The organism is Pseudoalteromonas sp. GW168-MNA-CIBAN-0100 (assembly GCF_040309225.1).
Classification (GTDB): domain Bacteria; phylum Pseudomonadota; class Gammaproteobacteria; order Enterobacterales; family Alteromonadaceae; genus Pseudoalteromonas; species Pseudoalteromonas arctica.
Genome location: NZ_JBEOOL010000015.1, coordinates 100,745 through 116,061, shown reverse-complemented (window position 1 = coordinate 116,061; position 15,317 = coordinate 100,745). Strand labels below are relative to the sequence as shown.

The window sequence follows — 15,317 nt, the reverse complement described above, 5'->3', positions numbered from 1 at the left end:
AAAGCAGTTAGCTTATGAGCAACTGACCACTTAATCTAGCCAAAACAAGTTATGCACTTACAATTTGAATCTAGGTATTAAAATTAGCTCTCAAATTCTGCTTAACATTTCAGCAACAAACAAACTACTTTTTTGATAGGTCACCATGAGAATTAATCATCAATTAATTCTAAGCGAGGCTATAAGTGCACAGATTTAAAACACAAGGGATGCTGGGCGTTATATGAGGAGTGTTACTTTTATATTGTGATGATGTATGTAATGCATTTTATCAATGCTATAAACACGAAAAAGCCGATGTTGGGATTTAACCCAACATCGGCTTTTTTACTCTCGCTATTTTATATCATGCTTTAGTAAGTACTTTATAAAACGCGTTATAAAGGTTTTTTATAACGATAACTCTTCTTTAGCGCGAGTTAAGTTGTGCGATACCATTGAGCTGTTAGACAATTTTGATGCTTCGTATAAATCAGCAAGTGCAGCTGTATCGTTATGCGCTTTTAAACGTGCAACACCACGGTTGCTTAATGCGAATGACGTAAGTTGGCGTACTTTAAATTTAGGGCCATCTGCGTCTTTTAAAAGTGCGATTGCTTTAGTACAAATTTCTTCCGCTTGCGCATAATTTTTTGACTTAACATTCAGTGCGCAGCTATTAAATGATTGCTCAAGTGGCTGTGGCGCTGTAGCAGTTTCAATAACCATTAATTTGTAATCACTTTGATCAGCCATTGCAGCAGCTGAACATGTTAATAGTGAGCTAAGAGCGATAGTTTTGATAAGTGTAAGTTTCATGGTCATATTCCTGATTAGTTAAGCCGTGCTTGTTGCCGACAACTGAACTTTAGTGAATTACCACAACCCCGACAAACGATTAAAACAAACCTAATAAGTGAGAAAAATTAACCTATAGACCTTAGTCTAATACGTTTAAACTTTTTCTATATATTTAAATAACTTACGCACCATCTTCCGTGCCTAAAATCGCTACTTTGCATTTTAAAATACATATAATTATTTATGCTTTTATTTAGTCGGTTTTATTTTAAGCACCTTGTTTTTGCATAGCTGAGTAACAATCAAACAAATTTATACATTTAATTACATGCAATACTAAGTTATGTATTTATAATTACGGCTCTGGTAACTTTTCATCATTAATGGGTTAACTTTTTTGAAACACACACTTCCTCTTTTTGTTTTATTAAGCACGCTTTTATCATTTAGCCAAAATGTTAACGCAAGGCTTTTGCTCGGTAATGACATGCCTAACACCGGTATGTTTATAAAATCAGAATTTAATGGCGATAGCAGCATTACATCTGCGGGTGTAGAAATGATGGTCAAACAAAATTACAGTAACTTTGGTGTTGTTTTTACCAGCGCAATTGGCGCGGCAGTAATCAATAATAAACAAGGCGAGCAAGAAGAATTTATAACGTGGGACAATGGCATGAAGCTTGGTTATTTTAATGACTTTTTTATATACGCCGAGCTTGGCTTAGATCTGTTCGAACTCGCCTTTAAAAACGATAGAGGCGATAACACCTACCAAATAGAAAAATCGAACAACGACATAGACGGTTACGCAGGTATAGGTGCGGGTTATCACTTTAAGCCATTTAAAATAGAAGTATTTACCCGAGCACGCCAAATAGATGGCGACTACTGGGCAGCACAAGAACATATTTACAGCGGTTTGCAGCTCAGCTTTACGTTTTAATTACCCTTTTTTATAAGAAAAATAAAAAGCGTGTGAAATACAGCTATTTCACACGCTTTTTAAAAAATTACATTTAACAGGTTTGATCCAACCAATTTATATTTAACGGATAGTTTTGGCTACTTTACCAATACTCAAACCCTGAATTAAAATTGAAAACACCACAACCGCATAAGTGAGAGCCAATAAAATATCGCGCTCGTTCCCATCAGGTAACTGCAATACCAGTGCAACCGAAATACCACCACGCAAGCCACCCCAGGTTAAAACTTTCCATGCGCCAGATGGCAACTCTAATTGCTTATTAAATGTAGTGGTTGTTATACCCACAACAATTAAACGTGCGAGTAACGCTATTAAAATTGTTAAGCCACCAGCAATAAACAAATTACTCGAAAATGCAATCATGACGACCTCAAGCCCTATGAGTACAAATAAAATGGCATTTAAAATTTCGTCAATCAGCTCCCAAAATAAATCAACGTAATGGCGTGTTTTGTCGCTCATAGCCATACTACGACCATGATTGCCCACCATTAGCCCCATCATTACCATTGCAAGTGGGCCCGACAAATGCCAATGGCTTGCAAGTGCATAACCACCAATAACGCCCGCCAAAGTAAGTAATACTTCTTCTTGGTAACTATCAATACTTTTAAGTAAGTAATATAAAATACCACCTAATACCAAACCAAAAACAATACCGCCACCGGCTTCAACCGCCAGCGAGTGTGCTACATAATAAGTTGTAGGAATATCACCACTTGATAAAACACCCAATAAAAGCACAAAAATAACCACGCCTATACCATCGTTAAACAACGATTCACCCGCAATCACGGTTTCAATACTTTTAGGCGCCCCCGCAGATTGTAAAATTCCCATTACCGCAATCGGATCGGTTGGCGAAATTAATGCGCCAAACAGTAAACACCAAATAAACGCTAAATCAAAACCAAGCAAAGGAAGTACTAAATAAAGCGCGCCTGCAATAATAACCGTTGATAGCAACGTACCAACACAGGCCAAAATACCGATTGGCAATTTATAGCGCCTTAAATCGCTAACATTTACATGTAGCGCCCCAGCAAAAAGCAGCATAGAGAGCATGCCATCAAGCAAAACTTCAGTAAAATCTAACTGATCGAGCAAGCTCACTTCGTAATCTATAAGATCATCAAACCCTAAAAAGCCCAAAAATATAGCGCCGATAGATAAAAGCATCGAAATAACCATAACGCCAATGGTTGTTGGCAAGCCAATAAAGCGATGGTTTACATAGGTGAGTAACGCGGTAATTGATAAAAATATCGCACTTATTTCAAGTACGCTTAGGCTGGTTCCTGGTGCCATGGTTTAAATCTCAATATTTATTTAATGATGCCTTGCTCAAAATAAGCAAAGCAGAAGGGTTATTAGTTTTTATACGGTTATCTCGCATTATATTCGCGTAGCCTAAACAAGCATACCCAAAATATTAATTATAAATACACACCCTACTCTATTAACATATTTAAGGTATTAACTTACGCATTAAATAAAACAAAAAAGCCCATGTTAGGAATTAACCTAACATGGGCTTTTTTACTCTCGCTATTTTATAACATGCTTTTGGTAAGCACTTTATAAAGTGTTTATAAAGAAAGCTCTTCTTTAGCGCGAGTTAAGTTGTGCGATACCATTGTACTTGTAGACATTTGGTTTGCTTCGTATAAATCAGCAAGGCCAGCAGTGTCGTTGTTCGCTTTTAAACGTGCAACACCACGGTTACTTAATGCAAACGATGTAAGTTGGCGTACTTTAAATTTAGGGCCATCTGCGTCTTTTAAAAGCGCAATTGCTTTAGTACAAATTGCTTCAGCCTCAGCGTAATTTTTTGACTTAACATTCAGTGCGCAGCTATTAAATGATTGCTCAAGTGGCTGTGGCGCTGTTGCAGTTTCAATAACCATTAATTTGTAATCACTTTGCTCAGCCATTGCAGCAGCTGAACATGTAAGTAGTGAGCTAAGAGCGATAGTTTTGATAAGAGTAAGTTTCATGGTCGTAGTCCTGTTGGTTAAGCCGTGCTTGTTGCCGACAACTAAACTTTAGAGAATTAACACAAAACCGACAAACGATTAAAACAAACCTAATAAGTGAATAAATCTAACCTATAGACTTTAGTCTAATGCCAAATTACTAATTTATGAAAATTGATATTTATAAAAACAACCAACGAAACTTAAACTTATTGAGTGCGTTCAAGCAACTTCACTACTTGGGCTACAACCATTTCTGGCTCATCATTTTGCGAGTAGTGATAGCTTTTATTTGTGGTAAATTATTCATAATCAAAGATGAAGCGACATGATTTTCAGAAGGAAAGGCACTAATACTAATAAACAGGGTAGCTTTATTGATATTAGTGATTAGCCTAGACTCAATGTCAATAAATACGAACTTATACTTTTGTAATTAATTTTCTGAATTCAGAAGTAGTTAATATATTGAGTCAAATAAGTTATCTAAATGGATATTCCTGATTTATGACCCTTTAACTTCTTGAAGGTATGTTATCAACTCATGCATATTTGTACTTGGGTTCATATTATTTGACCCTTTTGCTCTATCATATATCTGCTGAGAATAATTTAGTGCTGTATTTAATGAACCATTATCAAGTGATGTTTTAAAAATACCTTTTTGAGTTTTTTTATACTTTGGCATATAAACTTTCAAGTCATCTATTACTTGATCTCCTACACTTTTACCCTGTTTGGGTTGATACGGTTTCGTTGAATAATTGAAATGCAACAACAACCAAAATTCAAAAGATGGATCTGAATGAATTGCATTAAATATAGGCTCATTACTTATATTTTCTTGAATAAGGTTATTATTAAGCACATCTACATATTTTATTGCTTCTAAATAAGTAGTGTGATTATCCCTGTCAAACACACAAAACACTTGATTGTATAGCCCTCCACTAAGAACTTCCTTTTTGAATATAGATTCTGCATGCTTCACTACTGATATAGGACTCGAACCACAAGTTCCATCGATCATAATATTCGCAGAGTCAAGCTCTAGTTCAATTCGAGCTTCTTCAAGATATATTGGTTCAGTTTTACTACCTTCGCAGACTATTAAAATACGATCGTAAGGCTTTCTTGATGAAACCTTACGTTCTAAATCTTTCTGTCTTTTAGCTTTATGTTTATGAAATAAATCCTCACTACCCAAAATTTATTCTCCAATATATTCTAATGCTGAGATTAAAGGCAAAGCACCATATCTACCTGTCAAATATGCTTTTTCTAAATTTTCAACACCTTTTCTAGGACTGAAATCTGTTAATGGATAAAGCGATGTAGATTGATTCTTTTCTTTATTACAAAACCATACTTGATCTCTTCTAAAGATATTTTGATCTAAAATTGATGTTTCATGTGTAGTAAAAATTAGCTGAGCGTTATTAGGATTTGTTTTTTTATCATGAAACAAGCTAACTAAAAATTTAACAATGCTCGGATGTAAACTATCATGTAACTCATCAATAAAGAGCACTTTACCTTTGTTTAAACTATCAATCCAAGGTCCCGCAAACGCGAAGATCTTTTGAGTTCCATCAGATTCGTCACTTAAATCAAATGACATGTTTTTACCTGAAGAAGTTTTATGTATTGTCTTAATTTCGTGGAACTCTTCGCCTTCTAATTCTTCTAACATTTTTTCTTTGATAGAAGCAGGTAGTTCATCAGGAAAATATGTTTTGTCCATTTTCTTTGTATCAACCCTAATATCATCAATATCTAAATCAGCAGCTTTTAAAAAATTTAATACATGCTCTTTGCTCTCATTTTTTTGACAAAGTTTAGCTGTATATTCCATATTCCATCCACTAATACCAGATAGCTTAAGTGTTTTATAAAACCAATCGTAAACTGGTTTTAATTGCTCACTATTCAACATAATTGCAGTAGATAGAAACAATGAATTTGATCTAGTTGCTTCTTTCCAGAGTTGTTTCTTCCCCATTAGATAAGACCCAAAATCCCAAACATATTCACTAGTTTCTGGATCTAATACACGAATAAACCATCTTTGGGGCTTTCCGTTTGGAAAAGCGTATAACCACTCTGCTGTGATTTGTGTTGAGTTTGTAGAAAAGCCATATTGATATTTAACACTATCAGCAATAAAAGTAACCTCAAACTCAGTTGGCTCATCTATAGTTGAGTCACAAAGTTTAAAAGGCTGGACGGGTAAATTATAGCCCCTTTGTCTATCTTTAGCAGACATAATAACTATTTCTTGCATTGTTGATAATGCAAGGATGAAATTAGATTTTCCCGCAGCATTTGCTCCATAAATTGCAGCACTTTTAAGTAAATCCGATGTCCCAGGGGCTAGTGGATTAAATGAATTGTTATCTGCATCTCCAAAGTTAGATTTTACAAGACTTAAACGTTGTTTTTCTTTAATTGAACGAAAATTTTCAACTACTAGCTCAATAATCATATACAAACCCAATTAAAAGTCTTTTTTTGGCTATAAATGCCATATTAGACAGAATTATTGCTATTTAAGCTTACTTATACATTGTTCTAACATTTATGCAAGTAAAGTTTTACTCATACTTTGATTCAGTTATTTATAAATAATTTTGCTCCTCAAGCAGACTTTAAAGTTAATTAGTTAATATATAAAAGTAGAGACAAAAGAATAAATTCTTGTCTTACATACTTGAAAAAGATCAACCTGTACATCATTTATCATCCAAACCTATAAACTCCCTCGCCCATATGCCATAATCTAAATAATTCATTATTTTAGTAACTTGGCACGCATTTAGGCGTTTTTAAGTTAACTACTCAGGGTTTTCAGCATGGCATATCAAGAGCAAAATCAAGCAACAATCTACTGGCACGACTACGAAACTTGGGGAGCAAGCCCTCAAAAGGATAAGCCGAGCCAGTTTGCGGGTGTTCGTACCGATCTTGATTTAAATATTATTGGCGAGCCGCTTATTGAATATTGTAAGCCGCAAGCGGATTACTTGCCTCACCCTGAGGCGTGTTTAATTACGGGTATTACGCCACAAGTGGCGATGAAAAAAGGCTTAGTTGAAGCTGAGTTTATAGCAAAAATTCATGCCGAATTTAGCGTGCCAAACACCTGTGTTGCCGGTTATAACAGTATTCGGTTTGATGACGAAGTAAGCCGTTATAGCTTTTACCGTAACTTTTACGACCCATACGAGCGTGAATACAAAAATAACAATAGCCGCTGGGATATTATTGATTTAGTACGTGCTTGTTACGCACTGCGTCCTGAAGGCATTGAATGGCCGTTAAAAGAAGACGGCAGCCCAAGCTTTAAGCTAGAACATTTAACCGTAGCCAATGGTATTGAACACGCCGCAGCGCACGATGCACTAAGCGATGTAACCGCCACTATTGCACTGGCTAAGCTAATAAAAGAAAAGCAACCAAAGCTATATAACTTCTTTTTTGGGCTGCGTGGCAAAAAAGCCCTTGCTGAATTGGTTGATGTATTTAACATGACGCCGCTTGTGCATACCACGTCGCGCATACCTGCAACACAAGGCTGTACAAGCTGGGTTGCACCAATGAGCTTTCATCCAGTAAATAAAAACGCGGTTATTTGTTTTGATTTAACCCAAAACCCGCAAGTGCTCATTGATTTAAACGTAGAAGAGTTACGCAAACGTTTATACACCAAACGTGTAGATTTAGCCGAGGACGATTTACCTGTTGGCTTAAAGCTTGTGCATTTAAACAAGTGCCCTATTTTAGCCCCAGCTAAAACATTATTGCCTGAAAACGCCGCCCGCCTTGGGATTGACCGCGAGCAGTGCTTAGCTAACTTAGCTATTTTAAAAGCCAATACCGACCTTCGCGATAAAGTAACCGAAGTGTTTAACGAGCAAGGCGATTACAGCGCAACCACTAACGTTGACTACTTACTTTACGATGGGTTTACAAGCCATGCTGACAAAGCTAAATTTGCTATTATTCGTGATGCTAAACCAGATGAATTAGCTGGGTTGAAGTTAGACTTTGAAGATAAAAAGTTTAATACGTTGTTGTTTAGATACCGCGCCCGTAACTGGCCTGAAACGCTAAACCAGCAAGAGCTTGATCAATGGCGCCAGTATTGCCAAAACAAGTTAATGCACGGGGAAGATCAACCGTCGATTAATGCGCAAGATTTTATGATCACCCTTGAAAACCTAGCGCATGAACATGACGACAGCGAAAAAAATCTTACAATTTTAAAGGCGCTGTATAACTACGCTCAAAGCATGTAATTTACTTTAATTTTGTTTATATAACGCATTAAAAACGCGACACTTTAGCAATAAAGTGTCGCGTTTTTTGTTTATAAATATCTGTACCACTTCAAAAAAAGAAAAATCTATTTCACAAAGAGAAGCGAATGAGGAGTAAATGAGAAACATAAAAACAATAATTTTTTAGATCTATTACTTCCTCTAAAAGCGCAGCGCCTCATAACCTCTTTGTGAATAAGTCACTTTACGGGCTTTGCCCATCACGCAAGCAAGCTTCGCGTCTCCAAAAACAACCATAAATCTATACTTTGGGGTAAACGTAGAGCTTGCTCACGTGAAAAGCACAGCTTTTAATTACTTAAATAAAACACTATTCACAAAGAGAAGCGAATGAGGAGTAAATGAGAAGACATAAAACAATAATTTTTTAGACTTATTACTTCCTCTAAAAGCGCAGCGCCTCATAACCACTTTGTGAATAAATTACTTTACGGGCTTTGCCCATCACGCAAGCAAGCTTCGCGTCTACAAAAACAACCATAAATCTACACTTTGACGTAGACGTTGAGCTTGCTCACGTGAAAAGCACAGCTTTTAATTACTTAAATAAAACTCTATTCACAAAGAGAAGCGAATGAGAAGTAAATAAGTAAACATAAAAGCAACAACCGTTTTAGACTTATTACTTCCTCTAAAAGCGCAGCGCCTCTAAACCTCTTTGTGAATAAATCACTTTACGGGCTTTGCCCGTCACGCAAGCTTGGCGTCTACGAAAAAAACACAAATCTATACTTTGGCGTCTACATCTAAATACTCAACGTAAACGTTACTTTTTATGCAGCGCTTCAATGCGTGCTAGTAAGCTTGAGGTGTCGTGTCTGCCGCCGCCAAGTGCTTGTACATCGGCGTAGTATTGATCGACCGTTGCGGTCATTGGCAGTGTTGCGCCGTTGTTTTTAGCTTCATCGAGTGCAATGCCTAAATCTTTACGCATCCAATCTACGGCAAAACCAAACTCATATTCACCCGCCCACATTGTTTTGTAGCGGTTTTCCATTTGCCACGAACCGGCTGCACCTTTAGAAATGGTTTCTATAACTTTTTCACCATCAAGCCCTGCTTGTTTGGCAAAATGTAAGCCTTCGGCTAAACCTTGCACTACACCAGCAATACAAATTTGATTAACCATTTTACAAAGTTGTCCTGAGCCAACGCCACCTAGTAATTGGCTAAAACGACTAAACGCCGCCATAACTGGCTGCACTTTAGCAAATACAGCTTCACTACCACCCGCCATAACCGTTAATACGCCGTTTTCGGCGCCAGCTTGTCCGCCCGATACAGGCGCATCTATAAAGTCGATATTTTGCAGAGCCGCTTTTGCAGCCACTTCGCGTGCTACTTCGGCAGAGGTTGTGGTGTGATCAACCAAAATAGTGTGCGGCAACATGCCCGCTAACACGCCATCGTCGCCATACACAACTGAGCGTAAATCGTCATTGTTACCAACACATATAAATACGATGTCGGCATTGCTTGCAGCTTCGCGCGGGGTTGGTGCAAGGCTTCCTGAATGTTCTGCAGTCCACGCCTGTGCTTTAGCTTGAGTACGGTTATAAACGCATACGCTGTGCCCTGCTTTTGCTAAATGCCCCGCCATTGGGTAACCCATTACGCCTAAACCTATAAATGCGACTTTCATTGACATAAAAATGACCTATTTAACTGATAACTTAGAAACTAGACCTCGATTATGTCAATCGGTCGATAAAAAAGCGAATGAAAGTCTTTATAAAATTTCCTTAGCGGGAAAGGTAAGTAGGTAACCTATGGACAGTATTTATCAATTTAATGCACCACTTTTTAACAGCGAAAATTTTTCTCTTAGCCAATTACAGGGCAAAACCGTCCTTATTGTTAATACAGCGAGTAAGTGTAATTTTTCGGTGCAATTAAATGCGCTCGAAAAGCTCTATCAGCAATACAAAAGCAATGGTTTTACTGTACTTGCGTTTCCCTGTAACCAGTTTGGCCAAAATGAGCCGCTTGATAATTTAGCCATTAAAGACTTTTACCAAGATCAATTTAATACCTCGTTTGAGGTATTTGGTAAGGTAATGGTAAACGGGCCAGAAACACATCCGTTGTTTAATTATTTAAAGTCGCATACGCGAGGTATTTCGCAAAATCGTGCAATTAAGTGGAATTTCACTAAGTTTTTAATTAACTCACAAGGGCAACTTGTTGCACGCTATGCACCGCGTACTAAGCCCGAAACACTTAAACAAGTAATAGAAAGCAACCTACTGCAAGCCGCAAAGTTAAGCGCTGCTAGAGGTGGTAAAAAAGTATCGTCAAAAATACCTTTGTTTACCTCAAGTAAGGCTCCGCTTAGGGCTTAATTTAAATCAATAAAATGCGTTTTACTTGGGCGCTTACTTGTAAAGTAGTTTAGTGTATTAAAGGTTAACTACCCTACAAACACTCAAGCGTCGAGGCTATTACCATGAACATTGCTTTTTTTAGTACTCAAAAGTACGAACTGCCTTTTTTTGAACAAAGTACACGCGGTCACCGCGATATAAAAATAACGTATTTTGAACAAGCCCTGAGCGAACAAACGGCTATTTTAGCAAACGGGTTTGATGCCATATGCGTATTTGTTAACGACACTGTAAACGCCACTGTTATTGAACAATTGGCAAGCCAAGGCATAAATACTATTTTGCTACGTTGTGCAGGATTTAATAATGTTGATTTACCTGCAGCAAAAGCACATAAAATTAAAGTATTACGCGTACCAGCATACAGCCCAGAAGCAGTAGCCGAGCATTGTATTGCACTTATGCTAACGCTTAGCCGTAAAACCCATAAAGCGTATAACCGCGTACGCGAAGACAATTTTGATTTAAACGGATTACTAGGCTTTAACTTGCACAATAAAACCGTGGGTATTGTAGGTTGCGGTAAAATTGGCCTAGCGCTGTGCAACATTTTAAATGGCTTTGGCGCTAAAGTATTAGTGTGCGACCCCTACGCACAACCTGGCAATTATACAATTACCGATATAGACACCTTACTTAGCCAAAGCGATGTGATTTCTTTGCATTGCCCTTTAACGGAGCAAACTCATCATTTAATAGATGATGAGGCATTTAGTAAAATGAAAACCGGCGTTATGCTTATTAACACCTCTCGCGGTGCACTGCTTAACAGCAAAGCGTGCATTAATGCACTTAAAACTAAAAAATTAGGCTACTTGGGGCTCGACGTTTACGAGCAAGAGTCGGAGCTGTTTTTTAAAAACCACAGCGACGAAATAAATCAAGACGATATATTTTCGCGCTTAGTGAGCTTTAAAAATGTTTTAGTAACGGGGCATCAGGGCTTTTTTACCCAAGAGGCACTCACAGAAATTGCTAATACAACAATACAAAATGCACTTGAAGTAAATGAAGGTAAGCCTCTAACTAATGAGGTTTTATAAATACCTTGGCTGTACCTAAATAACAAGCACAAAAAAGCGAAGTGCGTTTTAAGCTCACTTCGCTTTATTAATCTATTTTTAGGGTTTAGATAAAATTAACCAAAGGCAACGTTTGCAAATACCAAGGTCATTAATATTGGGCAAACAAAACGAATATACTGAGCAAACCAGTAATGTACGCCGGTTGTTGCTTGGTGTAATTTATTACCACGCTGCCACATCCACCCTACTGTAATAAAGTAAAACAAGCCCATAAGCGGTAATTGGTATTGGGTGAATAGCATAATAACTAAGCCAAATAACCAATCAAAATTTAATATAATCGCGCTTGCACACACGAGAACAACGGCGCTCACTGCCCATGTTGCTTTGGTGCGGCTAACGTTGTGGTTTTCGACTAAAAACGCTACCGGAATTTCGGTGGTCGATATTGTTGACGTAACCGATGCGATAGACATTAATACAAAAAACAATAAACCAACTAATAAGCCAATTTCGCCCATGGTGCTAAATAGCTCAGGTAAAATAGCAAAAATAAGTTGCCCTTCGCCAATCAGTTTACCACCACTAAATACCTCTACACCGTTGTGCTGCGCCACATAAATAGCAGGAATAATAAGTAAGCCCGCTAAAAACGCGACACTGGTATCGAGTAAAGCAACACCTGCGGTGAGCTTTGGTAAATTAGCATCTGGCTGTAAATACGAGCCGTAAATCATCATACAGCCTACACCTAACGAGAGCGAAAAGAACGCTTGCCCCATTGCGGCAATAATTAAGTTAGGGTCGAGTATTTGGCTAAAATCAGGAATTAAATACGCAGCAAAGCCTTCGCTTGCGCCATCGAGTGTTGCAATGTAGGCAATCAAACCAACAAGCAATACGAGTAGCAGTGGCATTAAACGGCGCGACCAGGTTTCGATTCCCGATTTAACACCTTTTAAAATAATACTGGCAGTTAAAATAAGCATAAGCGGCGTAAATACAAAATTACGCAACACTGAGTCGCTATGTAAAAACTCGCTTGCGCCTGTAAACCCAAAAAAGGTGGTTATGGGTTCAATAGCGTATGAGAGCATCCACCCAGCTACTATTGAGTAAAAACTTAGCATAACAACTGCGCCCGCAAGGCCTATATAACCTGCCGCAGCACCAACCTTACGGTTAGTGTTTTGCCATGCATCGCCCAATGCTTTTACAGGGTTAGCTTGTGCTTTGTGACCTAAATAAAGTTCGGTATACAGCGCAGGAAGCGCAAGTAAAAATATAACAATAAAGTAAACCAGTAAAAATGCACCGCCACCATGGTTGGCCGCTTGCGTAGGAAAACCCCAAATATTACCTAAACCCACTGCTGCGCCAGCAGCGGCTAAAACAAAACCAAGTCGGCTTTGAAACCCATCACGCACTTGTGCCATACATCTACAAATCTGTTATTATTTTGATTATTGTGAATTAAACCATATTTCATGCCAGCTGAGTAATAAAATTGTACCCAGTCTGTATTAGTGGCGTTAACCGCTCACAATATCAGCGACTTCTTTTGCTTTAGGGCTTTTATGACTGAACACTATTTTAAAAACGCCTTGAGTATTACTTCAACTCAATTGGCAAATTTGTCTTTTGCGAGTAACAGTATTTTATTATTTAATGCTAAAACACTTGAGCTTAGTGACTTTAATTTGCCCGATTGCTTAAGCCCATTTGAGTTAAACATTATAAACCGCCGTAAAAGCCCACAAGCTAAGCAAGAGTATTTAGCGACGCGGTTATTGTTAAAACACCTTATTAAAGTAGCGCAGCCGCAACATGCGCACGTAGCCCTTAATAAAATGAGTACCGAATTTGACGAGGCAAGCTCAAAGCTGCAAATACACGTAAATGGTGATGTTATTAATACCTGTATTTCGCACTCGCATGGTTTGGTTGGCGTAGCGCTAAATTTTGATAAAAGTGAGTTTGGGTTTGATATTGAAAAAGTAAGCCTAAAGCGCCCGTTTGAAAAGCTCGCTAAGCATTTTTATCATAATGATGAAATTACACTTATCACCAAGCCTACTAATACCCAAGCCCAAGCAGATACATTTTTTAGAATTTGGACATTAAAAGAGTCACTTGCTAAAGCCACCAGCCGCCCTATTGCAAAATTACTTAGCCCCAATGTGTTTGACGAATTACATAGTGCAAAGCTGAGTGCTTGCAGTAATCGCGTTACTGTAGTTGATAGCAGTGACAGCAATGTTTGTTTTGATGTAAGTGTGGTGCATAAAAAAAGCATCGACTGGCGATGCTTTTTATTAAATGATTTTGTTAAGTAACTTTATTAAGTGACTTTACTAGGTAATTTTACCAGATAATTCCCCTTAATAACCGTTACTTACGCAGCAAAATCATTTTCTAATAAACGGCTATGAATAGACTGTACTACGTTATCTGACTCAGTTTGCTCTACTAAAAAGCACAGGTTGTGCTTACTAGCACCGTGACAAATTAATCGAATGTTAAAGTCTTTTAGTACACTCATTAAGTTCATTTCGTGTTGGCGTAATTGAATCTCAGAGCCAATAAGTGCCACCAGTGTTAGGTTGTTTTCTACCGAAACATGGCAAAACTCTGCAAGCTTATCTAGGCATTCTTGATCAAGCTCTGGGCGCGATGCGTTTTGCGCGTTATCAAGGGTTATAGCTACGCTGATTTCTGATGTGGTTACCAGGTCTACCGATATATTGTATTCACTTAATAGTGTAAATACGCGTGCTAAAAAGCCGCTTGCTAGGAGCATTTCTGGGCTTTTAAGCGTAAGCAATATTTGGTTTTTACGTTGCGTTACTGCGCGTATACCTGGTTGCTGCGATTTTTCGCGCTCAATCCACGTACCGCCACGCTCAGGCTCTCGGCTAGAGCCTACAAATACATTAATGTGGCTACGGCTCGCTGGTAAAATAGTCGCTGGGTGCAATACTTTTGCGCCAAAGGTCGCCATTTCAGCGGCTTCGTCAAAACTTAAACGTGCAATTGGCGTCGCTTTTGCGCACAAACGCGGGTCGGTGCTAAAAATACCCACTACGTCGGTCCAAATATGCACGCTTTTAGCGTTGATTGCTTCAGCTAATAATGCAGCGCTATAGTCAGAACCACCACGTCCAAGCGTTGTGGTTTGGCCGTATTCGTCACTGCCAATAAAGCCCTGAGTCACAATTACTTGAGCGTCTAATAACGGAATTAAATGCTCTTTAGCAGCTTGCGCTGTGGCTGCAACATTAGGCGTTGCTTTACCAAATTGGCTGTCGGTTTTAAGCACCTTGCGCACATCAAAGCGATCGGCGTTTAAACCTTGTAAACGCAGTACCTGAGCAAACAAATACGACGATAAACGCTCACCAAAGCTAAGTAGCTCGTCGTGTTGCTGATCGGTTGTTAGTGGCTCTTGAGCCAATGTTTGAAATGCTTTTAGGGTTTCGTTAAAGCCAACCGCTAAATCGGCATCTAGCGATAACTCATCTAAAATAGTTTGTTGAATAGCAAGCACGCCGTTTATGTGCTCTTGGCGCTCACTTGAGGTAATGCTTGATTTACACAGTGCAACTAAATGATTAGTTACGCCGGCACTAGCGCTCACGGCAACAATACGTACGCTTTTATCTGCAACAATAATTTCGCTACAGCGACTCATCGCTTCAAAGTTTGCAACACTTGTTCCGCCAAATTTGGCAACGATGTAGTCTGATTTTGCGCTTAACTCTGTTTGAGGCACTGTTTGTGGCGCTGATTGGGTAGTCATTTAGTCTCCTTTCGCGATATCC

General features: G+C 38.4%; 13 protein-coding genes and 1 pseudogene. 5 read left to right on the top strand and 9 right to left on the bottom strand.

What is annotated here, in order from left to right; all coding sequences use genetic code 11:
• Positions 1–390: 390 nt before the first annotated feature.
• Positions 391–798 carry a hypothetical protein gene (locus AAEY62_RS11165; protein WP_024590869.1) on the bottom strand — a complete coding sequence of 136 codons (408 nt, stop codon included), beginning with the start codon at positions 796–798 and terminating at the stop codon, positions 391–393.
• Between the two features lie 469 nt (positions 799–1,267).
• Here AAEY62_RS11165 and AAEY62_RS11160 point away from each other — a divergent pair, with 469 nt between their 5' ends.
• Complete coding sequence (locus AAEY62_RS11160) at positions 1,268–1,726, top strand: hypothetical protein (protein WP_350634949.1); 459 nt, start codon at positions 1,268–1,270, stop codon at positions 1,724–1,726.
• A 102-nt stretch (positions 1,727–1,828) separates the two neighbouring features.
• On the opposite strand, the gene AAEY62_RS11155 is transcribed toward AAEY62_RS11160, so the two are convergent.
• The 5 genes and pseudogenes from AAEY62_RS11155 to AAEY62_RS11135 form a co-directional block, all read right to left on the bottom strand.
• Positions 1,829–3,079 (bottom strand): cation:proton antiporter, encoded by a 1,251-nt coding sequence (locus AAEY62_RS11155; protein ID WP_350634948.1) that lies wholly within the window; start codon positions 3,077–3,079, stop codon positions 1,829–1,831.
• 281 nt (positions 3,080–3,360) lie between these two features.
• The gene (locus AAEY62_RS11150; protein WP_101162764.1) at positions 3,361–3,768 is read right to left on the bottom strand and encodes a hypothetical protein; all 408 of its coding nucleotides are present in this window, start codon (positions 3,766–3,768) and stop codon (positions 3,361–3,363) included.
• A gap of 188 nt (positions 3,769–3,956) precedes the next feature.
• Positions 3,957–4,043 (bottom strand): annotated as a pseudogene (locus AAEY62_RS11145) (alpha/beta fold hydrolase); the annotation flags it as partial.
• 209 nt (positions 4,044–4,252) lie between these two features.
• A complete protein-coding gene (locus tag AAEY62_RS11140) occupies positions 4,253–4,954 on the bottom strand; it encodes an RloB family protein (protein WP_309166475.1) in 702 nt (233 codons plus the stop codon).
• Positions 4,955–4,957: 3 nt separating this feature from the next.
• On the bottom strand, positions 4,958–6,232 hold the full coding sequence (locus AAEY62_RS11135) for an AAA family ATPase (RefSeq protein WP_309166476.1): 1,275 nt from the start codon (positions 6,230–6,232) through the stop codon (positions 4,958–4,960).
• A 367-nt stretch (positions 6,233–6,599) separates the two neighbouring features.
• On the opposite strand from AAEY62_RS11135, the gene sbcB reads away from it, so the two are divergent.
• Entirely contained in the window at positions 6,600–8,045 is a 1,446-nt protein-coding gene (sbcB, locus tag AAEY62_RS11130) for an exodeoxyribonuclease I (protein WP_197173868.1), read from the top strand.
• Between the two features lie 808 nt (positions 8,046–8,853).
• Here sbcB and AAEY62_RS11125 read toward each other — a convergent pair.
• Positions 8,854–9,735 carry an NAD(P)-dependent oxidoreductase gene (locus tag AAEY62_RS11125; RefSeq protein ID WP_350634947.1) on the bottom strand — a complete coding sequence of 294 codons (882 nt, stop codon included), beginning with the start codon at positions 9,733–9,735 and terminating at the stop codon, positions 8,854–8,856.
• Positions 9,736–9,856: 121 nt separating this feature from the next.
• Between AAEY62_RS11125 and AAEY62_RS11120 the strand changes: the two genes are divergently transcribed.
• Positions 9,857–10,429 carry a glutathione peroxidase gene (locus AAEY62_RS11120; protein WP_350634946.1) on the top strand — a complete coding sequence of 191 codons (573 nt, stop codon included), beginning with the start codon at positions 9,857–9,859 and terminating at the stop codon, positions 10,427–10,429.
• A gap of 104 nt (positions 10,430–10,533) precedes the next feature.
• Positions 10,534–11,514 (top strand): 2-hydroxyacid dehydrogenase, encoded by a 981-nt coding sequence (locus AAEY62_RS11115; protein ID WP_350634945.1) that lies wholly within the window; start codon positions 10,534–10,536, stop codon positions 11,512–11,514.
• A gap of 95 nt (positions 11,515–11,609) precedes the next feature.
• Here the strand turns inward: AAEY62_RS11115 and AAEY62_RS11110 are convergent, their stop codons facing one another.
• A complete protein-coding gene (locus AAEY62_RS11110; RefSeq protein ID WP_169060330.1) occupies positions 11,610–12,932 on the bottom strand; it encodes a sodium-dependent transporter in 1,323 nt (440 codons plus the stop codon).
• Between the two features lie 141 nt (positions 12,933–13,073).
• On the opposite strand from AAEY62_RS11110, the gene AAEY62_RS11105 reads away from it, so the two are divergent.
• A complete protein-coding gene (locus AAEY62_RS11105; RefSeq protein WP_350634944.1) occupies positions 13,074–13,832 on the top strand; it encodes a 4'-phosphopantetheinyl transferase family protein in 759 nt (252 codons plus the stop codon).
• A 59-nt stretch (positions 13,833–13,891) separates the two neighbouring features.
• Here the strand turns inward: AAEY62_RS11105 and lysC are convergent, their stop codons facing one another.
• On the bottom strand, positions 13,892–15,295 hold the full coding sequence (lysC, locus tag AAEY62_RS11100) for a lysine-sensitive aspartokinase 3 (protein WP_350634943.1): 1,404 nt from the start codon (positions 15,293–15,295) through the stop codon (positions 13,892–13,894).
• Positions 15,296–15,317 lie beyond the last annotated feature (22 nt).